At 68.9% G+C, this 22,429-nt stretch carries 20 protein-coding genes and 1 pseudogene; 6 read left to right on the top strand and 15 right to left on the bottom strand.

Features of this window, described 5'->3' with window-relative positions; all coding sequences use genetic code 11:
* Positions 1-129 precede the first annotated feature (129 nt).
* From NET02_RS04270 to NET02_RS04255, 4 genes are all read left to right on the top strand, one after another.
* On the top strand, positions 130-1,473 hold the full coding sequence (locus NET02_RS04270; RefSeq protein WP_284056134.1) for a helix-turn-helix domain-containing protein: 1,344 nt from the start codon (positions 130-132) through the stop codon (positions 1,471-1,473).
* Between the two features lie 370 nt (positions 1,474-1,843).
* On the top strand, positions 1,844-2,041 hold the full coding sequence (locus NET02_RS04265) for a hypothetical protein (RefSeq protein WP_284056133.1): 198 nt from the start codon (positions 1,844-1,846) through the stop codon (positions 2,039-2,041).
* A 34-nt stretch (positions 2,042-2,075) separates the two neighbouring features.
* The gene (moaD, locus tag NET02_RS04260) at positions 2,076-2,777 is read left to right on the top strand and encodes a molybdopterin converting factor subunit 1 (RefSeq protein WP_284056132.1); all 702 of its coding nucleotides are present in this window, start codon (positions 2,076-2,078) and stop codon (positions 2,775-2,777) included.
* Positions 2,778-3,181: 404 nt separating this feature from the next.
* On the top strand, positions 3,182-4,546 hold the full coding sequence (locus tag NET02_RS04255; protein WP_284056131.1) for a M20 family metallopeptidase: 1,365 nt from the start codon (positions 3,182-3,184) through the stop codon (positions 4,544-4,546).
* Between the two features lie 266 nt (positions 4,547-4,812).
* Here the strand turns inward: NET02_RS04255 and NET02_RS04250 are convergent, their stop codons facing one another.
* The 8 genes and pseudogenes from NET02_RS04250 to NET02_RS04210 form a co-directional block, all read right to left on the bottom strand.
* Positions 4,813-5,244 carry a hypothetical protein gene (locus NET02_RS04250; protein WP_284056130.1) on the bottom strand — a complete coding sequence of 144 codons (432 nt, stop codon included), beginning with the start codon at positions 5,242-5,244 and terminating at the stop codon, positions 4,813-4,815.
* 54 nt (positions 5,245-5,298) lie between these two features.
* The gene (locus tag NET02_RS04245; protein ID WP_284056129.1) at positions 5,299-5,859 is read right to left on the bottom strand and encodes a hypothetical protein; all 561 of its coding nucleotides are present in this window, start codon (positions 5,857-5,859) and stop codon (positions 5,299-5,301) included.
* 100 nt (positions 5,860-5,959) lie between these two features.
* Positions 5,960-6,954: pseudogene (locus NET02_RS16660) on the bottom strand (winged helix DNA-binding domain-containing protein).
* Between the two features lie 517 nt (positions 6,955-7,471).
* Complete coding sequence (locus NET02_RS04230) at positions 7,472-9,448, bottom strand: S9 family peptidase (protein ID WP_284056127.1); 1,977 nt, start codon at positions 9,446-9,448, stop codon at positions 7,472-7,474.
* Positions 9,449-9,476: 28 nt separating this feature from the next.
* Entirely contained in the window at positions 9,477-9,881 is a 405-nt protein-coding gene (locus NET02_RS04225) for a hypothetical protein (RefSeq protein WP_284056126.1), read from the bottom strand.
* The gene (locus NET02_RS04220; protein ID WP_284056125.1) at positions 9,878-10,363 is read right to left on the bottom strand and encodes a hypothetical protein; all 486 of its coding nucleotides are present in this window, start codon (positions 10,361-10,363) and stop codon (positions 9,878-9,880) included. The genes NET02_RS04225 and NET02_RS04220 overlap by 4 nt, the downstream gene beginning before the upstream one ends.
* Positions 10,345-11,598: a molybdopterin molybdotransferase MoeA gene (locus NET02_RS04215; protein WP_284056124.1), complete on the bottom strand. Its 1,254-nt coding sequence runs from the start codon at positions 11,596-11,598 to the stop codon at positions 10,345-10,347. Before NET02_RS04215 ends, NET02_RS04220 begins: the two co-directional genes overlap by 19 nt.
* A 264-nt stretch (positions 11,599-11,862) precedes the next feature.
* Positions 11,863-13,587, bottom strand: a complete 1,725-nt coding sequence (locus NET02_RS04210) for a glycerol-3-phosphate dehydrogenase/oxidase (RefSeq protein WP_284056123.1) — start codon at positions 13,585-13,587, stop codon at positions 11,863-11,865.
* Between the two features lie 20 nt (positions 13,588-13,607).
* On the opposite strand from NET02_RS04210, the gene NET02_RS04205 reads away from it, so the two are divergent.
* A complete protein-coding gene (locus tag NET02_RS04205; RefSeq protein WP_284056122.1) occupies positions 13,608-13,739 on the top strand; it encodes a hypothetical protein in 132 nt (43 codons plus the stop codon).
* A gap of 149 nt (positions 13,740-13,888) precedes the next feature.
* Entirely contained in the window at positions 13,889-14,473 is a 585-nt protein-coding gene (locus tag NET02_RS04200) for a hypothetical protein (RefSeq protein ID WP_284056121.1), read from the top strand.
* 10 nt (positions 14,474-14,483) lie between these two features.
* On the opposite strand, the gene NET02_RS04195 is transcribed toward NET02_RS04200, so the two are convergent.
* The 7 genes from NET02_RS04195 to fabZ all read right to left on the bottom strand — a co-directional run bounded on the left by NET02_RS04195 (position 14,484) and on the right by fabZ (position 22,351).
* On the bottom strand, positions 14,484-15,872 hold the full coding sequence (locus NET02_RS04195; RefSeq protein ID WP_284056120.1) for a peptidase MA family metallohydrolase: 1,389 nt from the start codon (positions 15,870-15,872) through the stop codon (positions 14,484-14,486).
* Between the two features lie 260 nt (positions 15,873-16,132).
* Positions 16,133-17,246, bottom strand: a protein-coding gene (prfB, locus tag NET02_RS04190; RefSeq protein WP_284056119.1) for a peptide chain release factor 2 whose coding sequence is annotated in 2 segments (ribosomal slippage) — positions 16,133-17,176 and positions 17,178-17,246 — 1,113 coding nt in all. Because the reading frame shifts where the segments join, the coding sequence is not laid out codon by codon here.
* 121 nt (positions 17,247-17,367) lie between these two features.
* Positions 17,368-18,531: a glycosyltransferase family 9 protein gene (locus NET02_RS04185; protein WP_284056118.1), complete on the bottom strand. Its 1,164-nt coding sequence runs from the start codon at positions 18,529-18,531 to the stop codon at positions 17,368-17,370.
* Complete coding sequence (locus tag NET02_RS04180; protein WP_284056117.1) at positions 18,528-19,661, bottom strand: glycosyltransferase family 4 protein; 1,134 nt, start codon at positions 19,659-19,661, stop codon at positions 18,528-18,530. Before NET02_RS04180 ends, NET02_RS04185 begins: the two co-directional genes overlap by 4 nt.
* Positions 19,654-20,802 (bottom strand): glycosyltransferase family 9 protein, encoded by a 1,149-nt coding sequence (locus tag NET02_RS04175; protein ID WP_284056116.1) that lies wholly within the window; start codon positions 20,800-20,802, stop codon positions 19,654-19,656. Before NET02_RS04175 ends, NET02_RS04180 begins: the two co-directional genes overlap by 8 nt.
* Positions 20,796-21,899, bottom strand: a complete 1,104-nt coding sequence (gene waaF / locus NET02_RS04170; RefSeq protein ID WP_284056115.1) for a lipopolysaccharide heptosyltransferase II — start codon at positions 21,897-21,899, stop codon at positions 20,796-20,798. The genes NET02_RS04175 and waaF overlap by 7 nt, the downstream gene beginning before the upstream one ends.
* Before the next feature lie 11 nt (positions 21,900-21,910).
* A complete protein-coding gene (fabZ, locus tag NET02_RS04165) occupies positions 21,911-22,351 on the bottom strand; it encodes a 3-hydroxyacyl-ACP dehydratase FabZ (protein WP_284056114.1) in 441 nt (146 codons plus the stop codon).
* Positions 22,352-22,429: the final 78 nt, after the last annotated feature.

The raw sequence follows: 22,429 nt of genomic DNA, 5'->3' as shown, positions 1-22,429 counted from the left end.
GGAGCGAACGAAGGAATCGCTTCCGCTCGAAGAGGTAGTCGCGCTGCTGCGGGAGGCCGAACAGGGGCGCGCCGAAGCAGCCAGGGCTAGCTGGAGTCCTGGAACCCTCGGGATTGGAGAGACTGCGGGATGGAACTACGCGAGGGAGAGCAGATCGAGCTGAAACGCCAGTGGACCGATGAGGCCCTTAAAGACCTCGCGGCTTTCGCCAATACCCGAGGCGGGACGCTTTACATTGGCATTGCAGACGATGGTGAGGTTATCGGGACCGAAACTGGTGAGGAGCACATCCGCCGCATCGTCAATGTGATCAGGTCTCGTCTAGGGATCGCGCCATCCGTACAGATCGAGGAAGTGTCCGGGAGACCAGTGATTGCGATCCAGGTTGAGCCGGTGCGAGAGCTGGTCCATTGCAATGGCCGCTACCTGCGCCGAGTGGGTAATACGAACCGCGATTTCACCCCTGAGGAGCTGACCCGCCGCGTGCTCGAACATTCAGCGCTGACTTGGAACGAGCTGCCAACGCCCTGGGGACCGGATCGCGTCGACAGGGAGGCACATCGGAGATTCGCATCCTTAGCACGAGATCGCCTACCCCAGGTCGACCCAGAAGATCCCATCCTTACGTTAAAGAATCTGGGGCTCATCCGCGAGAACCGGCTTACCCGAGCTGGCGCTCTGTTGTTCGCTGAGAGACCGCAGGAGTTGTTCCCGCAGGCTCGGCTCCGCGTCGGTGTCTTCAAGGGTGTTACAGAGATCGCAGACAGTCATGAGTTCGAGGGGACGCTCTGGGCTCAACTGGAAGGCGCCACGGAGCGTTTCCGCCGCCTCCTCCAGGTACGATTTGAGGTCACGAGCGGACAACTGTCTCTCGAAGGCTTACGCCGTCAGGAGGTGTGGGAGTACCCGTTGCCCGCACTCCGTGAAGCGATGATCAATGCTTTGATCCATCGAGATTATACGTTGTCCGCGGACGTTCAAATACGTTTGTACGACGATCGCCTCGAGATTTGGAGCCCGGGTGGACTACCGCCTGGGATCACTATCGACGACTTGCGTCAACCAGGGCACCCATCTTACCCGCGCAACCCCCTCCTGGCGAGAGCCTTCTACTTCGCCAACCTAATAGAGCAATGGGGAACGGGAACCACGCGCATCATTGAACAGTGCCGACAAGCTGGGTTACCGGAACCCGAGTTTAGGGAAGACGCTGGCGGCGTCAGGGTCGTCTTCATCAACGATTTGTATACCCCCACGAGGCTGCGGAAGCTTGGCCTGCAGGAGCGTCAGATCCAAGCGGTGGTGTTCGTGAGGCATCGGGGCAGCATCACTAACCGTGAGTACCGCCAGCTCACAGGGGTTTCCAACAAGACAGCATACCTCGACCTGAACGATCTCGTTCAACGAGGCATCCTGGTGCCAGCCGGCGAGGGTCGGCACGTTCGATACGAGTTGAAAGTAACGGAAAAGTAACGATACGGTAATGCAAGAGGGGACACCACCCGGAGATCACCGGTCAGTCCCTCGGGAAGCTCTCGAAAAGGTTTACCCGTGACCGAACTCGGGTCCTCCGCTCGAGGATTAGAAAGTCATGCACCTCACAGAAAAGGCTCGCTGTGCCGCGAGAACCGACGAGCGAGCAAACCACGGGCACAGGCTCTGAGATGCTGACACCTGCGGTATCGAAAATGCGGGAGGGGCATTGCCCTTCACTGCATTGGCCACAACGGTGGAAACTGGGGATCCGGGCAGTCCCCTCACTTGACCAGGGGCTGCGGCCTCTGGCACGCTATCTGCAGGAAAGCAGCGCGTCCGTCTTGTGCAATCGGGAGGGGCGTCCGGCGTGCCGACTGTCTCACGCAACGCGGCACTGCTCTTCTTCTGCGGCAGCGCTCTCGAGGCCGCGCGCTCGCTCGTCGAGCACGGGCCTGGTATCCAGCTCGACGACTTCGCCGGCGGGCTGCTGACCGGCATCGGCATCGGCTTGCTCGTCCTCAGCCTGCGGCTTCAGCTCGGCCCGGCGAAGGCCAGTAACCGTTGATCGCTCGTCTTGCGTCCCTTCTCGGAGCACCGCTATGCGCGTCACTGTCCGCTACTTCGCTATCGTCCGCGAGCTGCTCGGCCGGGCCGTCGAGGAGCGCGAGCTGCCGGCCGGCACCACCGCTGGCCACCTGCTCGACGAGCTGGCCCGCGAGCACCCGGCTATCGAGCGGCTCCGGCGCTCGACGATGCTGATGGTGAACTACCAGTACGTGCCGCCCGAGCACGTGCTCCAGGAGGGCGACGAGGTGGCCCTGATCCCGCCCGTCTCCGGCGGGTCCGGCCCCTTCGCGATCACCACCGATCCGCTCGATGCTGAGTCCGTGGCCAGGGCCGTCGCCTGGCCGGGCGCCGGGGCCGTCGTCACCTTCACCGGCACGGTGCGCGCTACCGCGCGCGGCAAAGCCGTCCACTACCTGGAGTACGAGGCCTACCCGCCGGCCGCCGAGCAGGCCTTCCGGCAGATCGCCAGCGAGATCCAGGAACGCTGGGGCATCGACCGCGTGGCCATCGTCCACCGGGTGGGACGGGTCGAGATCGGCGAAGCCTCCGTCGTCATCGCGGTCGCCTCCCCCCACCGGGCCGAAGCCTTCGATGCCTGCCGCTACGCTATCGACCGGCTGAAGCAGATCGCGCCCATCTGGAAGAAGGAGGTCTACGAGGACGGCGAGGTCTGGATCGGCAGCGAGGCAGCCTACCAGCAGGCCTTCGGCCACAGCACCCCGCCTGTCTCCTGACTCCGATCCCTCAGTAGCTCGGGCGTGAGGCGACGGTTCACCGCGAGCGCCTGGCACCGAGACGACTGAGACGTCGCTCGAGGCCGCGAGACCGTCGTCGCGAGCGAGGGGAGACCGAGGAGGGGCACTGGAGAACCAGAGGGGTAGGCGATCGCGCCCTCCTTCGACCCACCGGTACCCTCGCCATGCCGCCGGGCGTGATCCCGCGTCGAGCTTCCATGTCCGGCTGCAGCGCGGCACTCACCAGCTTCGGTATCCCAGGGCAGAACTCCGGTCACCGGCTCGCCCCATCGAGAACGGGTATGCGCGCGGCCCAGCTCGAGCGCCCACCGTTGCCCGCTGGCGGGAAGCGACATACCATGCCGCTATGACGGTGCGGTTCCTGAGCCTGCGAGGGGGCAAGGATGGCGAACCGGTTGGACCAACTGCTCCGGATGGTCGACGATGCGCGCGACGAGGTGATCGCGCTCACCCAGGAGCTGGTGCGCATCCCGACGGTCAACGACGGTACGCCGGAGAGCGGGCACGAGCTGGCCGCGGCCGAGTTGCTGCAGCGCTCGCTAGCCGAGGACGGCATCGAATCGCAGATCTTCCGCTCCGCCGAGCACCGCGGCAACATCGTCGCCTCCATCGGCTCGGGCTCCGGCCCGCGATTGCTCTATATGTCGCACACCGACGTGGTGCCGGTGGAGGACGAGAGCCAGTGGACCCACCCGCCCTTCGGCGGGATGATCGCCGAGGGCCGCATCTGGGGCCGCGGCGCCGCCGATATGAAGTCGACCGTCGCCGCGCAGGCCATGGCGCTCAAGCTGCTCCAGCGTGCCGGTGTCCCACTCCGGGGCACGCTCGCGCTGGCGAGCTGCGCCGACGAGGAGGCCGGCGGCGCCTTCGGCTTCGGCTGGATGGCCCAGCACTACCCAGAGCTACTGCGCGCCGACTACGCCATCAACGAGGGCGGCGGCTGGCCGATCCGCTCGGGCGGCCGGCTCGTGTACCCCATTCCTACCGGTGAGAAGGGCAGGCTCGAGGTGCACCTGCGGATCAAGGGCCGCGGCTGGCACGCCTCGCAGCCGTGGCGAGCGGACAATGCCATCTACAAGGCGGAAGAGGTGATCCGCCGGGTGCGCTCCTATCGCCCACAGGTCTCCACCGCTCACGACCTCTTCCGCCACCTCGATACCCTGGCAGGGGTCGACGGGCCGGTGACCGACGAGACGATCGACGCCGTCCTGGAGCAGATCGAGGCGCGCGACGTCAACCTGGCGTCCATGCTCCGCGCCGCCTCGCGGATGACGCTCGTCGCCACTATGATCCACGGTGGGGTGAAGTCCAACAGCGTGGCCGAGCGCTGCCTGGTCACCTGCGATGTCCGTACCTTGCCGTGGCAAGATCGCGAGTACGTCCGGCAGGAGCTGGAGCGCCTGCTCGCCGGGCTCGACGGCGTCACGATCGAGGTGGTCGAGACGGCCATCTCCAACCAGTCGCCCTACGACCACCCGTTCCGCGCGCTGGTGGAGCAAGCGACCCGCGACGCGCTGGGCCGCGACGACCTGGCCTTCGTCCCCGGGCTGACCGTCGGCTTCACCGACTCGCGCTTCGTGCGACCGCTCGGCAACGTCACCTACGGCTTCGTGCCGAGCCACCCGGACGACGACCCATCCAAGAGCGGCGCACACAACATCGACGAATCGGCCGGGATCGAGAGCCTGCTCGCGGCGACGCGCTTCCACGTCGCGCTGGCCTGGCGCACGCTGGGTGAAGCGTCGTAGGGTGTGGGGGCGATTGCCTACTAGCTCCCACGACCGGGCTCCTCTGATTGCCCGTTGCCTGCGGCCCGGGATGCGGCACAGCGGCACCACCCGCCAGCCTCGCCTTCGTTAGGGTAGGGGCGAACAATCCTTCGCCCCTACCACGTTGCAGGGGCGACCGGCCGGTCGCCCCTGCAACAGAACAGGTCATCCGCGGCGAACTGTCCGCCTCCTGGCAGCCTGCCGGGTACGAGCATACGGCCAGCCCGCACCGCCCCTGCCGGGGGCTAGACCGAAAGCAGGCGGTCGAAGAGCGAGCGGTAGCGCTGGAGCGCCACCCGCAGATCCTCGGTCGAGACATCGCCGCCCTGGGCCCACTGGCCCTCGAGCCGGCTCCGCTCATCGGCGAAGATCTCGGCGAGTCGCTTGATGATCTGGGCAACCAGCTTGTCGGCCTGCTCGACTGCCTGCCGCGGCTCATCGACGAAGCCCGCCTGGATCTCGGTCCAATGCGAGCGGAACCGCTCGGCCTCGTCCGCCTCGAACAGCGGTGTCGCCTCCACCGGCGCTGCCGCTCCAGGCGCGGAGGTCGCTCGTATCTCGGCCCGCGCCGCCTCGCTCTCGGCGATGTCCGGCTGATCCGGGCGCTCTACCCGTGGCCGCTCACCGGCTCTGGCCAGGTCTTCGGTCGTCGGTTGCTCAGCCCAACGCTCGTCCATCGTCTATCCTCCGTCTTACACCACGCCCGCGAAGATGCCGGCGCGGTCCGCGTGTCACGCCTTCCGGCCGGATTCCACGATGCCTTCAGTCTCCAGCAGATGACCGAAGAGCGCTCGGTAATGGACCATCGCTTGCCGCAAGTCCTCAGTGGTCGCCTGGCCTCGCTCGTTAGCGAGCGCGATCCGGTGCGCAGCCCGGTAGTGCTCCACCACGTCAGGATGGTCAACCGAGATGTCAGCCGCGCGCTGCTCGAAGTCCCCGACCGGGTAACCGCGCGCCTGCATCACCTCGGCGACGAGCCGGTCCGCGTCGGCCACCGCGCCGCTCGGATCATCCACGAAGCGCGCCTGGACCTGTCGCCAGGCATCAGCGAAACGCTGGGCTTCGCTCAGCGGCAGGGGCCGAATCTGCAACTGCTCGACCCGCTTCTCTCGCCGCTCGAGCTCGGTCTCGGCCCGGCGCCGATCGCCGATCTGCTGCACCGTCCGCTCGTACTCCGGCCCGAACCGCTCGCGCAGGTACGTGCTCCGCCTCCGCTGCAGAACCAGCCAGGCGGCCAGCATCCCCGCTACCAGGGCCAGCGCGATCAGTCCAAGCCACACCCAGGATTCCATCGGTGTCTCTCCTTTGCCCGAACGCATCAGATACTGGAGCGACGCGCCTTCGAAGCGACGCTCCGCTCCAGGGTACTCCGAGGCAGCGATATTGTCAATGTTATGTCAATGAAGGAGACGAGGGGAGATGCCAGTGGAGATCGAGCTGGCTCCCGAGGAAGACGGCGAGCCGCTGAGCCTCGGCCTCGATCTGCTCACGAGCCCAGGCGGGCAGGCCGTCGAAGGGCTCGACCTCGACGCGCAGGCGGCGGCCGCGTCGCGTATATGCCCACACGCCTGCCATCCGGCCGTCCAGCAGCAGCACCGGCGAGATCCAGCCCTGTGGCCGGAAGACCCGTTCCCTATAGCGCGGCTCCAGCGCGGCGGGCTCGGCGCGCGACGCGCCCGCGACCCAGGGGTCGAACGCCGGCAGTAACCGAACGACGCCGGGCGGCGCAGCCCGAGCCAGATGCTCGACATCCCGCGCCAGAGCCCAGCGCGGTCTCTCGTCGAGCCACACCTGCACGATGTCGTCGCCGAGCGCGGCCAGCATGCGGTGCGCCCGTGCTGGGCCGACACCCCACCAGCGAGCCAGATCCTCGGCCGTGGCCGGCGCGTAGGTAGCCAAGAAGCGGCGCGTGACCTCGCGGAGCGCCTCCTCCGGCTCCCAGGTCGCCAGCCGGTCGCCGACCCAGAGGTGCTCGGCGTGGTGAACCGCACCCGCCCGCGGGCGCCGGGCGCGAAGCAGACGAGGCCGCGGAAGGCCAGCGCCTTCAAGTAGGAGCCCCAGCTAAACCTCATCCACTCGCCGAACTCCCGCGAACCGGTCCTCTGCTCGACCGCCTGCGCCAGCTCCTCGCGTGTGAGCGCCCGGCCATCGAGCGCCCCGGCGACAGCTTCTGCCAGCCTGCTGGTGACCGCCCGGTTATTCCCGTAGCCGGTATGGGTACCCAGCGCAGCGAGCCAGAGTCCCAGCTCGGCCGCTGGCAGCAGGTGGAGGGTGCCGCGCATGGCCCACGTCTTTACCAGATCCCGGCGCTCCCACAGCGCCTCGTCCAGCGCGCCGGGCTCCAGGCCCTCGATCCGCGCCCAGAGGCTCAGCTCGACCGAGGACATGAGCTGGGCGTGCAAGCCACAGAGGTCACTGGCTACCCGCACGAGGTCGGCGGGTGCAGCCCGCTGGGCCAGGTGGTGCCGCTCCATCCGCCAGGCGAGCGCTTGCTCCCACGAGAGCCGGTGTGATCGCTCGCTCCCGCTCGCCATGGAACGCTACCCCGCTCGTCCGGCCCGCTCGCATCAGTGGTATCTACGATGCGCCCTAGCCTAGCACGCCGAGGCCGCGGAGCATAGAAGCGTACCCTGCGGCCGCCGCGCGGTACGCGTCGGTTTGCTGGTACCCTCGGCAGTATCCCCCGGCTGGCCCGGCGGATACGAGGGAGCGCGGCGAGCAGTCTCTCCGATGCGAACGAGCGCGCCGGCTGTGGTCGTGCCTTCGCTGCTAGCTCTCCTGGTCGCGGCCGGCCGGCGGCTCGCCGCTTCGCGTCCACGGGGGCGCAGGTCGCTCTAGCAGGAGCTGACCGAAGCGGAGGAGTTCACTCGGAAGCCGATGATGGAACGCGCTCCGCGCTCGCGGTCACAGCCAGCGGTCGAACCAGCCGGCGATCGCCTTCAGTCGCTCGACCCGATGCCGCGGCTGCCCGGCGCGCGACATGCCGTGGCTCTCGCCGGGGAAGCGCAGGAGCTCGACCACCTGGCGCCGCCGCTTGAGCGCGGTGAAGAGCTGCTCGGACTGCTCGGCAGGGCACCGGTAGTCCTCCTCCTGGAGGATGATCAGCAGCGGCGTCGCGATCCGGTCGACATACGCGATCGGCGAGAGCCGCCAGTAGAGGTCGTAGTCCTCCCAGACCTCCGCCCCGAACGTGGCCCGGTTCCAGCTCAGGCTGATATCGTCGGTGCCGTAGGTGCTGACCAGGTTGGAGACGCAGCGCTGGGTCACCGCCGCCTTGAACCGGTCGCTGTGCGCGATCGCCCAGTTCGTCAGGTAGCCGCCGTAGGAGCCGCCAGTGATGCCGATCCGCCGCACGTCGATACCCCCGCGGGCGATGGCGGCATCGAGGCATGCCAATACGTCCGGGAGGTCGGCTTCGCCCCAGGCCCGGTGCAGCCCCTGGGTGAAGGACTCCCCATAGCCGACGCTCCCGCGGGGGTTGGCGTAGAGCACCGCGTAGCCCCGGCTCGCCAGCATCTGGAACTCGTGCATGAAGCCGTTGCCGTACAGCGTGTGCGGCCCGCCGTGCACCTGCACGATCAGCGGGCTCAGCGCGCCGGACCGGGCACCTCGCGGCCGCAGCAGCCAGGCGTGCACCGGCGCGCCGTCCGGCGCGGTCACCCAGAACTCCTCCGGCTCGCCCAGCCAGACGCTCTGCCTCCAGCCACGGTTGAGGTCGGTCAGCCGCCGCTCCCCCTCGCCGTCCGGCCCGCAGGCGAACAGGTCTCCGGGGTCGGTCGGGGTGCTGGCCAGGAACACGAAGCCACGGCCCCCTGGCAGGGGCGCGACGCTGATGATCCGGCGTCGCCCGCCGACGATCCGCCGCACCTCTCCGCCCGCGCTCGAGACCTCGAACAGGTGGGTGTTCCCCTGGTCGCTGGCCAGGAACCAGAGCCGGCTCCCGTCGGGCGCCCACCAGGCTGCCGGTCCGGCTGGGTACTCCGCTAGATCACCCATGATGTGGTCGCCCACCCAGCGATCCAGCCGCCCGGTCAGCGGCTGCGGCGCGCCGCCGGCCGCGGGCACGACCCAGAGGAGCTGGTTCGAGTCGTCGGCCCGTGTCAGGTCGCGCGCGCCGACCAGCGCGATCCGCGCGCCGTCGGGCGACCAGACGGGGCGGCCCCAAGTACCCGGCGACTGCGTGACCTGCCGTAGCCCATCGCCGTCGGGACGAACAGCCCAGATATCGCTGCGGACATCGAGTTCCCAGCCAGGGTAGCGCGCGGCGGTGAAGGCCAGCTCGTTCCCAGATGGCGACCAAGCGGGTGACCGGTGCTCGTAGGGGCCCTCGGTGAGCTGGCGCGGCTCCCCGGTGACGCGGCGCTCCGAGTCGACGTCGACCACCCAGATCTGGCGGTACTTGTCGTCGAGGAAGCCCTCGCCGTCGAAGCGGTAGCGGGCGGTGCGGATGACCCGCACGTCGGTATCCGGCCGTTCCTCGCCGATCCGCACCTTGCTGACGAAGGCGATGGCGCGACCATCGGGCGACCAGGCCGGGCTCTCCACCCCCTCGCTGAGCCGGGTCACCTGCCAGGCCTCGCCGCCCTCCACCGGCAGGCACCAGAGCTGACTCTTCTCGCCACCCCGGTCGGAGAGGAACGCAAGCCAGCGGCCATCAGGCGACCAGCGCGGAGAGTGGTCGCGCGCCCCCTCCCGCGTCAGCGCTCGGGGAGACCCGCCCTCGACCGGCACGACCCAGATGCGGCTCAAGGCGCGGTTCCTCTCCCAGTCGGGCGTCGTGACCACGAAGGCGACGAGCCGGCCGTCCGGGGATACCTGCGGATCGCTCACGACCCGGATCCGCAGCAGATCCTCCGCCTCTACCGGTCGTCCCCCAGGCATGCTCCATCTCCCCTCGTCAGGTCACCAGCTACACCTCGAGATCGCGCAGGCCGCTGTTGACGGCGGCCCCGAGCAACAGGCCGACTAGCCCGCAGAGGAGCCCCAACAGCGCCGCCAGCACCGCCTGCGTCAGCCCGTAGTTGCTCAGCCGCACCGCGTAGGCCGGCACGACGATCCCCGGCCCAGCCAGCAGGCCCCAGGTGAATACTCCACCGAACAGCGCCGCTGCCGCCACCTCCACGAGCGAGCGGCGGAGCTCGACGGTGGCCAGGGTCACCAGCGTCCCGACTAGGATCATGCCCAGTGCCATCCCCCAGATCGGCAGCCGGACCGGCGCCAGAGGCCCCAAGGCCACCGAGGCCGAGCCGAAGCAGCCCGCGAACGCCGCGCCACCCAAGAAAGCGACAACGAGCGCTCGGGCCAGGGAGGTCATCCTCGCTCCTCCCAGGTGCCCAGATACGGCACCAGTACCCAGTCGGTGAGGCGATCGACCCGCAACCGCACCTCGCCGGCCACCTGCCAATCCAGCCGGCCACCCTGCCGCTCGCGGTGGAGATAGTCGCGGAGATCGGCATAGACGCCGGCACGTAGCTCGAGGTCGTAGCGACCGCCCGGGACAAGCTCCACCTCGCTGAGGCTCGCCTCGCCCGCTGTCAGGCTCCGTCCATTGAGCCAGAGGCCAGCGCGCGCGGACGAGAGCCGCAGTGTCCGGCCCGAGCCGTTCTCCAGCCGCAGCCGCACGAGCACCGCGCTCTCGTCGTCCGTCACCTCGATACCCGTGAGGGTGACGCGGAGATCATCGAACGCGCGCCAGACGTCGAGCCACCGCCCGGCCGCCACGCCGGCGTTCGCGCTCGCCAGCGCGGCTACCAGCGCGAGCAGGGCCAGCGGCCAGCTCAGCCGCCGGGTTCCCACCCGCCGTCTCCTTCAGGCTGCCCCTCGATCGGCTCCCGGATGATGGCTCGTACCCGCTCGCCAGCTCGATAGAGCCGGTCACGCGGCGGGATCAGCAGGAACGCGTTGGCACCGATCAGCGACATCAGCCGGGCCGAAGACTGCGAGCCGGTGTTGCGCGCGCGCAGCACGCCCTCGCCGTCCGCCCAGACGACACCGCGCTGGTACTCGATCCGGTCGCCGCTTTCCACGTCGTGCTCCAGGACGACCGTCACTGGCCGCGGCAGCACGGGCTGCTGGCCAGTCATCGCCCGCAGCGCGGTCGCCACCAGGATCTCGAACCCGACGATGGCCGAGACGGGGTTGCCGGGCAGGCCGAAGACGTAGGCCTGGCCGACGGACGCGAAGTGGAACGGCTTGCCTGGCTTCATGAAGAGGCGCCGGAAGTGCACTGTGCCGATGTCGTCGAGAATGCGGGTAATCAGGTCCTTCTCGCCCACCGAGACGCCGCCGGACGTCAGCACCACGTCGCTCTCGGCACACCGCTCAAGCAGCACTCGGCGCAGGGACTCGGCGTCGTCCGGCCCGCGCCCGGACCAGACCACGTCGGCCCCGGCGCGCCGCGCGGCTACCACCAGCGAGAAGCGGTTGGAGTCGCGGATCTGGCCTGGCCCCGGCTCCTGGTCGGGATCGACCAGCTCGTCTCCGGTCGAGAGCACGCTCACCCGCGGCCGGCGGCTGACCGCGACTTGCGCCCGGCCCAGGCTGGCCAGCAGCCCGATCTCGGCTGGGCCGATCACCGTGCCTGCCGGGATGAGCACCTCGCCCCGCCGCAGATCGGCCCCGACTGGGCGGACGTTCTCGCCTGGCCGGACGTCGTCTTGCAGGATGATTACATGGTCATCCCTCACTTCGGTCCGCTCGACCGGCACGACTGCATCAGCGCCGCGCGGTAACGGCGCACCGGTCGTGATCCGGGCAGCGGTTCCGGGCGTCACCTCGACGTCGACGACCTGCCCGGCGAACTGGTCAGCGATGATCTCGCGCCAAGGGGAGGTGTCGTCGTGGATCACCGCGAAGCCGTCCATGGTCGCGGCAGGGAAGGGAGGGAGATCCTGGTCGGCGACCAGCGGCTCGGCCAGCACGCGGTCGCCAGCCTCGGCCAGGGGCACGACCTCGACCGGCAGGCGTCGCACCTCTCGCAGGATGATCTCGATAGCCTGGGTCGGTGGCAGCAGGCGATCGGTCACCGTCATCGCGGATTGCCCTTCGGCCATGCAGACAGGCACGCTCTCACAGCGATGATCTTAGCACCGGCCAGCAGGCGGAGTAACGACCTCCGTGGACGCCTGGCGCGAGCTTCGGGCGGGCAGCAGACAGCACAGGATCAGTCGCGATCCCCTGAACCCTTCAGGACCGGACGAATCACCAGCGGCGAGCCCGGTAGACAGTCCCCCGTGAATCGGCTCGCCTCATCGCCAACAGGTGGAGCGATACCGGAAACGGCGCCCGCCGGCGCCTCAGCTCCCGCCTGGAGTGCCGGCAGGCGCTGCCGGGGCCAGGCGTTCTGCCACGCCGCGCTCGGTTCCGAAGAGGGAGTGCACCCGTTGCCGGTAGCGCTCGATCTCCCGCTGGCGGGTCGCCTCGTCCCACCCCAACTCCCGAGCCATGATGGCGCTGATCCTCTCCAGGGCAGGCAGGCCGTGGTCCCAATCGGCGAACAGCACCCACACCCGCCGCTCCAGCGCGTCGGCCAGCGTCTGCGCCAGCTCGTACCGGCAGGCGTGCACCACCTGAGCCTGGAGGTACGGCAGATCGGGTACGACGGGGTGCCTGAGCGACTCGTCCTCTGCGACCTGCTGTAGCACCAGCTCGGCAACCACGCCGTGCGAGTGAATCAGCGCCGGCAGGCTGGCCTCCACCCCCAGTTCGGCAGCCAGCCGCTCTAACCGCGGGCGCGCTTCGGCCAGCCCGATCGTGCCGACGAGCGGGAGCCGGTGCGTCACGTGGCGGCTCGGCTGCCCGAGCCGGGCGGCGACTCGATCGACGGTCTCCTCGGCCATGTGCCGGTAGGTCGTCAGCTTGCCACCCAGGATCGAGATCAGCCCGTTCTCGTGCTCGACCAGCACGTGGGAGCGGGAGAGCTGGGCAGTCGACTCGGCCAGGCCGCGCCGGATCAGCGGGCGGTACCCCGCGTAGGCGCTGACCAGGTCACGGCGGGACAGCGGTCGCGTCCAGTACTGGTTCGCGTGCTCGAGCAGATAGTCGATGTCGTCGTCGTCCGCCCGGGGCTCATCCAGCGGCCCCATCCCGGTATCAGTCGTGCCCAGGATGGCCCGCGGCCCCCAGGGCACGACGAAGAGCAGCCGCTTGTCGCTCGTCTCCGGCAACACGACCGCCGCTTCGTCTAGCTGGACAGTCTCTCTCGGCAGCACGAGGTGCACGCCCTTGCTGGGGACGATGTGCACCTCCGGGCTATCGCCGGTTAGCCGCTCGACCTCCTCGCCGTGGATTCCAGTCGCGTTGACGAAGACATGGGCACGCACAGCGAACTCGTGCCCATCCAGGGTATCGCGCACGCGGGCTGCCGTGAGCCGGCCATTCTGCCGCTCGAAACCGGTGACCTCGCAATAGTTGCAGACGACTGCGCCGTGCTGGACGGCCGTCAGCAGCACGTTCATGACCAGGCGAGCGTCGTCTGTCCTGGCGTCATAGTAGGCGTAAGCATCGAAGAGCCCATCGCGTTGCAAGAGGGGTGCCAGGCGAGCGATCTCGCTCTGGGACAGGCGGCGATGACGCCCCACGTTGAGACGGCCAGCCAGCAGGTCGTAGGCGAGCAGGCCAGCGCGCACATAGAGACTCATCGCCAATCCCGGCGGCGGCGTTCGCTTCAGTCCCAGGGGGTGACGGTTGAACCGGTAGAGCGGCAAGACGAACGGCAAAGGCTCTACCAGGTAGGGAGCCAGCCGGATCAGCCGGCCGCGCTCGACCAGCGCCTCGTGCACAAGACCGATATCGAGCTGGGGCAGATAGCGGATGCCACCGTGCACCAGCTTGGTCGACCAGCTACTGGTGCCACTGGCGAAATCCCGCCGCTCTACCAGGCCGACGCGCAGGCCGCGCGCCGCCGCGTCGAGCGCGACACCGGCCCCAGTGATGCCACCCCCGATAACCAGCACGTCGAACTGCTCGCGCTCGAGCTGTTCCCGGATCTCCTGACGATCGAGCCGGCGTAGCGTGACCATGGGCATCTCCTCCGGATCGCATGGCGCCAGGATGGGCCGAAGGCAAAAGGTTTACCCCCGAAGCGGCGCTGGAGCTGCAATGGGTCGAACCCGGTGCCTTCGACTGGTTCCGGCACGAGGGCGCGGCAGCCAGCGGCTTCCGTGGAACCTGACAAAAGTATACCGGGCTGTTCGGCTCCTGGCTCTCACCGGCCTCCACGCGCCCCGGTTGCCTGCGCGAAAGTCGGCAGCTTGGCAGCCGGCCCCGAGCTGCTAGACTGAGGGAGGCTTGTTCGCTAACCCGAGGCCTGGAGGTGGCTCCGTGCGCACCGTCGCGCGTATCCTGGCCGGCCTCGCAATGGCAAGCGCCGGCGTGGCGGCCTGGTATCTGGCCGGTCTTCTGATCATGGCCTACGACGTCGGGAGCGTACCAGACTTCTGGGCCTCCGAGCGCCTGCTCGCTTATGGGCTGTTCATCCTCGCCCCAGTCCTCACGTTTGCCCCGCTGGCACGGCTGGCGTCGATCCCGCTGCTCGACCTCGAGGCCGTCTTCGCCTGGTCGATGCTGCTCTACGTCTGGACATTCGTCGATCCCGAGGAGGCACAGGCATTGCCCACGCTCCTGCTCTTCCTGGTGCCGCTGACGATGTCGCTGGCGACGATCTTCACCCTGTTCGCCTATCTGCTCGGAGCACGACTGGCCGCCCGGCAAGGCCGGCGCTACGACCCACTCCGCGCCCGGCGCCAGGGTTACCTGGCCGCGATGTTCATCGTCGGCTGCCTGCTGCTTCGGATGCTCGAGGTACTCAGCCCGGTCAACGCTGGCCTGCTGGCGCTGATTGTCCTGCTGATCGAGCTACTGCTGCTGGCCCGGCCGCCAGCGTCCGAGCACTCCGCCGCGTCATGACCATCCGCGCTCAATCTCGCACCCCGTAGAGCGAGGAATCGTTCCCGACATCGACCCCGCCTGCCGGCTGGTTCGGCCAGCCAGCAGGTAGCCGGGACGCTCGCCGCCTGCGGGCCCACCGCCCAGTCACCAGCAAGAGGCTGAGCAGCGCGACAAGCCCCATCAGCAGCAATGGAGCGTCCGCGGCGGCCGGCGGCTCGCTCCGAGACCGATCGGTGACCCCGGCCACCCGGTCACCGGGATAGCCGAGCCAGGCCTTCCACGCCTGATCCAGCTCTTCGATCGTCATCCCCAGCGCGCGCTGGACGGCCTCGTCGTACGAGACGCCTTCCTGGAAGACGCGAAGCAGCGCGGCCATCCGCTCCTCGCCCATCTGCTCGACGATGAACTGGACGATGCTCCGGCTCTCGGCATAGGAGAGCAGCGCCTGCTCCGGGTCGACCGGGAAGCTGGAGTTGAGAGCCCGTACCGGGATCAGTCGCCCTTCCCGGACAGCACGCTCCAGGATCGAATCGAAGCGCGGGTCGTCGACCTCCTGGTAGTACGTAGCGAGCCCCTCGTCCAGCCAGGACGGGGGCGAGTTGTACGGGTTACGCGTGACCTGAGCGACCATCAGGTGCACCACCTCGTGGCTCAGCACGCGGCGCAGCTCACCCTCGGCTCCCGGGCCGGGGGCAACCCCAGTCACGACTAGACGCAGCTCGGGCTGGGCGAACCCACCGATCCACTCAGCGCTCTGCGGCGGCAGCGCGCCCAGTAGATCCCGCTGGCTCGGGTACACGACCACTCGAACCGGACCCTCGACCTCGACTCCGAAGGCCGCGCGGAAGCGATCGATCGCCTCGAGCGTGACGGCGAGCGCGGTCTGGCCATGAGCAGGATCGGCAACAGCGGAGAAGATTTGTACCGGCCCCTGCTCGAACCGCGCCCAGGAGTACCGCTGGTCGAGGTAGAGGAGGGTCTGCTCAGGAGAGTCCACCCAGCTCCCATCGGAGAAGTGCAGCCGCCAGCGGTAGAGGATATCGATGCCCGGCGGCAAGTAGTTGGTCAGCATGTCGCGCCGGTACGAGACGCGCAGCTCGCGCCCCGGCTGGAACGGCGGCCGGACGAGGGTCGTGACCGGCGAGGGTTCAGGGCGGTAGAGCAGCTCAAGACGAGTAACCTCCTGGCCAGCGGTCGCGTCGAGCGTGAACTCGATCGCCTCGGGGAAGGCGATGGTTGCGCTCACCGCCCGGAAGGAGACCGCCGGCTCGGCTTCGACCGGTGGGGCGAGCGCGAGCAGGAGCAGGATCCCCAGCAAAACCGCGAGGAGCCGGCCCGGCTCGAATCGCCAGATCCCTGCCAGCCCACACGAAGGCCTTCGATTCCCGGCATGGACGGGCCAGCGAATGGGGATCATCGCCGGCCGGCCAGCGCGCGCCGCCGCTCGCCGCCGGCGCCTGCCAGGGTGGAACGAGTCGAGCGGGTCCTCAGAGGAATCATGGCCTCGCGCACTCGCTCTCGCGGCTCGAGACGTCGCCCACGCCACGATCGGCTTGGTGGCCCGATTCTAGCAGCGGGGAGAGGAGCCGGGCAAAGATGAGCATACCCTCACCCCTTGCTGCTCCCCCGAAGATTCGAGAGAGGGCCGCGTCAAGTGCAGGGTGAGGGTTGTTCGTGCTACACCGGCTCCAGGCTCAGGTCACTGAGCTGGCGCTCGAGGTAGGCCTCGATGAACGGCTCCAGCTCACCATCCAACACCGCCTGGATATTCGACGTGCTCACCTCGGTGCGGTGGTCGGTCACCATCGTGTAGGGATGCAGGACATACGAGCGGATCCGGCTGCCCCAACCGGTCACCGATGGCTTCCCCTTGAGACGAGCCTGCTGCTCCTGGCGCTCCCGTAGCTTCAGCTCGATCAGCCGGGCCCGGAGGATCTTCATCGCGGTCTCGCGGTTCTGGATCTGCGAGCGCTCGTTCTGGCAGGTCACCACGATCCCGGTGGGCAGGTGCGTGATGCGGACCGCCGACTCGGTCTTGTTCACGTGCTGGCCACCGGCTCCCGAAGCACGGTAGGTATCGATCCGCAGGTCCTCCTCGCGGATCTCGACTTCGGTGTCGTCCTCGACGTCGGGCAGCACCTCGACCAGCGCGAAGGCCGTATGGCGGCGATGCGCGGCGTCGAACGGGGAGAGCCGCACCAGCCGGTGCGTGCCGGCCTCCCCCTTGATGTACCCGTAGGCATAGGGGCCACGGATCTCGACGGTCGCGCTCTTGATGCCGGCTTCCTCGCCCTCGCTGATGTCGAGCACCTCCGCCTGGTAACCGGCGCGCTGCGCCCAGCGCAGGTACATCCGAAGCAGCATCTCGGCCCAGTCCTGCGCATCGACCCCCCCAGTTCCGGCGTGCACCGCCAGGATGGCATCCTGGGCGTCGTACGGGCCGCTCAACATGAGCCGCAGCTCGAGCTGGTGAAGCTGGCCGGCGAGCTGCTCGACCTCGGCAGCCAGCTCAGCCTGGAGGTTGTCGTCGTCTCCAGCCAGCTCGGACAGTTCCTGCAAATCGCGCGCCTGGCGGGAAAGCGACTCCCACTGCTCCACCTGCTCGCGGAGCTGGCTCAGTCGTCGCATGGTCCGCTGGGCACGCTGCGGGTCGTTCCAGAATTCCGGATCGGCGCTCAGCTCCTCGAGCTGGGCGATCTCCTGGCGCTTCCCGGGGAGGTCAAAGACGCACCCCGATCCGGTCGAGCCGCTCGAGGATCTCAGGCAACTGCAACGTGATCGACGGCGTCATGGCTCATCACCTCCGGCGCGAAAAAGTGGCTGACCATCTGGCCAGCCTAGGTGAACTATACCATACGTGATGGGCTTGTGCCCATCGGCCCGATCCCTCAGTTCGGCCGGGGCAGGTGCGCTCACTGTGGCGGTCTCTCGCGAACGCGCTCCCGAGGGCCGATCCTAGCCACCAGCATCGCTCGCGCGATCTCCAGCACGGCCTCCGGCGTAATCGCGTCCAAGCAGGTCCGCCGCGAGCAGCCAGCGGGCCGGCCCAGGCGGTAGCCGACGTAGAAGCAGGGTGAGCAGGGCAGACCGGCATGCAGCGCGATGGACGATACAGCGCGCGGTAGAGCGCTGTGTATCACATGGGGAACGGCGCCGTACGGCGCCCAGGCATCGATGTTGGAGGGGCCGAAGATCGCCAGGACCGGTGTGCCGACCGCGCTGGCGAGGTGGAGCACGCCGTTGTCGGCGCCGATGACCAGGTGGGCCTGCTCCAGCACAGCCGCAAGCGTCGCGATTCCGGTCCGTCCCACCAGATCGAGGACGCCGTCGAGGGCGAGCGCCGGTTGGGCGAGCGGCCGCTCCCGCTCGGCTCCGGTCACCGCAACCCGGCACCCGGCTGCCAGGAGACCGCGAGCGAGCGCTGCAAACCGCTCAGGCGGCCAGGCGCGCCCCGGGCCGTACGGCCCGACGCCTGGGTGGAGCACGACCAGGGAACTCTCACCGCCCCCCGGCTCCAGCAGCGAGATCGCTTGCCGGCGCGCCTCGTCCGTCAGGGAAAGCCGCGGCGGGCCGCCATCGGCGACGACTCCGACCGTCTTCATCACGTCCAGGGCGTACTGCCATTCGGGCTTTGCCCCGAAGCCGAGGTCAGGTGCAGTGTGAGTGAGAAACGTCGCGGTGCCATTGTCGAGCCCGGACCGCACCGGCGCTCCGGTAGCGAACAGCAGGGCGCGGTACTTCAGCCGGCCGAACGGTAAGGTGAGATGATGCAGCAGGATCACGGCGTCGAATCGCCTGCGGCGCAGCCCCACCGCCAGGCGCAGCAGCGGGAGCCAACCACGAGGATCGATGGCCTGGACCGGCCGATCGTAGCGGCTCTTCTCCAGAACGATCACCCGGTCGACGGCTGGGCTGAGGCGGAAGACCTGGCCTCCGACCGGCGTGGTCAGCACGTGGATCTCGGCCTGAGGATAGGTGCGGCGGAGCGCCTGCAAGGCGGGCAATGCCAGCACCGCGTCGCCCAGGTCGGCGAGCTTGATGACCAGGAAGCGCTGGAAGCGGTGGCTTGCGGTCACGCTTCGCTCCGCCTTCGCCCTGACCGCGCTGCCTCTTCGAGCACCTCCAGCGTAGCACGCCCGGCCACTTCCCAGCGGAAGCGCCGCGCGTGCTCTAGCCCGGCGGCCACGAGTCGCTGGCGCGCGTCAGGCTGGAGGGCCTGTCGCAACCCCTCGGCCAGCGCGTCGACGTCGAGCGGGTCGACCAGCAACGCCGGCCTCGCGATCTCTGGCAACGCCCCGCGGTTAGAGACGACGACCGGCACTCCACACGCCATCGCCTCGAGGGCCGGCAGGCCGAACCCCTCGTAGAGCGAGGGGAGGGTGAAGACTGCGGCCGCGCTGTAGAGGGCCGGCAGATCCTCCTCCGGGATGTACCCGAGGAGGTGAATCCGCTCGCGGTGGCGGCTGCACGCGATCGCCTGCTCGATCGGTTCCGCCAGCCAGCCACGCTTGCCGCCCAGCGCCAGCTCCAGATCCGGCATGCAGTCGGCCAGCCGCTCGAAGGCGCGCACCAGCCGCACCAGGTTCTTGCGCGGCTGGATCGTGCCAAGGTAGAGGACGAACGGGCGACGGAGACCATACCGCTCCCGGACCTCCTGCTGTGCCTCAGGAGGCTGTGGGACGAACTGGGGATCGACCCCGTGCGGTATGACGCGCACCTTCTCCTCGGGGACACCGTAGAAGCGACGCAGGTCGTCACGAGTGCTCTCGGAGATCGCGATGATCCGGGCGGCGCGCCGGACGCTCCAGCGCGTGGACCACTCCAGGTACAGCCTGCTCCGGCGGGGATGCGCCTCCGGCTCGTACCGGTACCCGACGTCGTGGATCGTCACCACGGCGGGGCCCCGGGCGAACAGCGGCACGACATGCGCAGGCACGAAGAGCACGTCGACGGGTCGCTGCCAGAGCTCGAGGGAGAGCCGCGCGTGCGTCCACAGCCTCCGGAGCGGGATCGAACGGAGCTCAGCCTTTGGCGGTAGCACGATGGGGAGCGCCCGCTGCTGGTTCAGATACAGGCGGTACCGGTGCTCGGGTCCGGCCGCGAGCACCGCCTCGGTGATCCGCAGCGAGTAGCGCTCGGTGCCGGTCGAGCGGCCGGGCAGGATCCGGCTAGCGTCGATGCCGATGAGGAGCGGGCGATCACGCATGGTCGAGCAGTTCCTGGCAAGCCGCGAGCACCTGCTCGGTCGAGATCGCCAGCATGCACCCAGCGCCTTCGGGCCGCTCGGGGCCGAGGTCGCCGCAGCGCGGGCAGCGCCAGCCCGCCTCGAGCGCGCGGTGCTTGCGCGGATCGCCCCAGGGACCGAAGTGCTCGGGCTGGCTCGGCCCGAAGAGATGGAGCGTCGGGGTGCCGACCGCGACGGCCAGGTGCAGCGGGCCGGCATCCGGGCCGATGACCAGCCGGGCGCCGCGGAGAACCTCGGCCAGGACCGGGAGCGTCGTGCGGGCCGCCAGCGAGACCGCCCCCTCGACGATCCCCTGTCGGATCGCCTCGACCAGCTCGCGCTCGTCCGGCCCGCCGGTCAGCACCACCTGAAGCCCACCGGCGACGAGCTGGCGGCCAACTGCGATCCAGCGCGTCGCCGGCCAGCGTTTGACCGGAGCGCCGGCGCCGGGGTGGATCACAGCGTACGGTTCTCCAACTCCGGCCTCGTCGAGTAGCCGACGGGCTTCGAGCTCCGCGCCCGGCCAGGGATACCAGCGCAGCGGAGCGCACTGGGGATCGACCGCTGTGGCTGGCGGTTGGCCGCCGAGCAGCCGGGTCGTGGCATCGAGGATTTCGCAGTTGCGCTCCACCCAGTGGGATCCAGTGAGGCGAACCGGGTGGGTAAGGTACGGGCGGACCGCGGGGTGGTCTGCGCCGATCCGGATCGGAATCCCGGCAGCGCGTGCGAGCCAGGCTCCCCACCAGTGGTCGTCGCGCAGGATCACGGCTGCCAGCGGAGCGCGCCGGCGCAGGTGCGCGGCTAGCCGGCGCAGCACGAGGTACGGGACAAACGGGCTCGAGGGTCGCTCCCGGGTAAAGCCGGGGAACGGGAAAGTGAGAATCTCGTCGACGTGCGGGTCTCGAGCTACGACTGGATGACTCCAGGGGCCGACCATCAGGGAGATGCGCAACTCCGGAAGCGCCCGGCGCAGGCGCTCCAGCGCGGGGAGCAGGAAGAGGACGTCACCCAGGTGATCGGGGCGGACCAACAGCAGCTCGGCCCTGGCCGGAATTGCCGGTACAACGGGCCAGGCGGCCCCCAGTCGCCGAATGGTGCCGCGCGCGAACTGGCGCATCAGCATCGAGTCGCCGCCTGTCCCAGCAGATGGGCACAGGCACCATAGACCTCGTCGACCGTGACCTGGCGGATGTCGAGCGTGGGATCCTCCCGCTGGCTGCGTCTCAGGTCGACGCCGGTCGGCAGGTGCCAGCTCGCCTCGGGCGCGCAGACCCGGCTCCGTGGCCCTAGGGGGCGATACTGGAGCGGGCTGGTCGGCCCGAAGATCGTGACCGTCGGCGTGCCGACCGCGGCGGCCAGATGGCTCGCGCCGCTGTCGTTGCCGACGAAGAGCTGGGCCACCGCGCAGAGCGCCGCCAGCTCCGGCAGGGCCAACCGCTCGCTGAGATCGTAGACCGAGCTCCGGGCCGCCTGCTTGACAGCCTCGACAGCCTCGCGGTCGGACGAGCCGCCGACGAGCACGACAGCGACCCCATGATCCACGACCAGCCGGTCGATAAGCTCGGCGTAGCGCTCCGGTGGCCAGCGCTTGCTCAGCATCGTCGCGCCAGGGTTGACCGCCCCGCCCGGATGGACTACCACCAGCGCCGAAGCGCGATCCTGGATTCTGAGGTCGGCGAGCAGACGATCGACCGCTGCGCGCGCGCCCGGAGGGACTTCGTACTCCGGATGGAGCCCCTCCTGCTCGATGCCCAATTGCTCCAGCACTTCGAGATAGAGCTCCGTCTCGTGCTGCCCCGGTCGCGGCCGGGCGCGATGGGTGAGCAGCAAGCCGCGGCGCCGGCTGTCGATGCCTGCCCGTACCGGGATGCCGGCCAGCCACAGCAGCAGGTTGACCCATGGAGAGCGATCCAGCCCGATCCCGAGCTGGTAGCGCTCACGACGAAGCCGGAGGCCGAGCCGCAGTATCTCCTGCGGGGTAGCGCGATCGGGGTAACGGATGAGGCGGCGGAGATGCGGGTTCCCATCGAGCACAGGCGCCGCCCAGGCAGTTACCGCCACGTCGATGCTGGCTTGCGGGAACGCGAGGTGCAGCGCGCGCAGGGCGGGCGTGGCCATCAGCACGTCGCCCAGGCAGCAGGGCTTGACCACGAGGATGCGCTCCGGGTGCTGTGGCCACGGAGATCGCCCGGGCCACGGTGGGATGACCGGCGGGCTCATCCGGATATCCCCTACCTGGCTGTCTCCGGGTCGATCAGGGCGAACATCAGCTCGCCCTCGGCGACGACCTGGCCGTCGACGGTCGCCCTGCCCGTCCCAGTGCCGATGTTGCGGCGCATCTTGCCCACCTGGACCTCCAGGCGGAGCACATCGCCCGGACGTACCGGCCGCTTGAAGCGCACGCGCTCGATACCGGCGAAGAAGGCCAGCTTGCCCCGGTGCTCCTCCATCCCCAGGATCGCGACCGCGCCGACCTGGGCCAGCGCCTCGACGATCAGCACCCCCGGCATGATCGGGTTGCCGGGGAAATGCCCCTGAAAGAACGGCTCGTTCACCGTGACGTTCTTGACTCCGACCGCCCGCTGCCCCCACTCGATCTCGACGATGCGATCGACGAGCAGGAAGGGATAGCGGTGCGGGATGATCTCCTGTATCTGCTGCGCATCGAGCATGGCACGCTCCCTGCGGTCTCGACGCACCACCCACGAACACCGGTATTCACCGGCCCCGAGCTTAAAGTGCGAGAAACA

Origin of the sequence: Thermalbibacter longus, from assembly GCF_023806485.1 — a bacterium.
GTDB classification, from domain to species: domain Bacteria; phylum Chloroflexota; class Chloroflexia; order Thermomicrobiales; family Thermomicrobiaceae; genus Thermalbibacter; species Thermalbibacter longus.
Note: the sequence above shows the minus strand (reverse complement) of the source record. Positions and strands in the feature narration are given on the sequence as shown.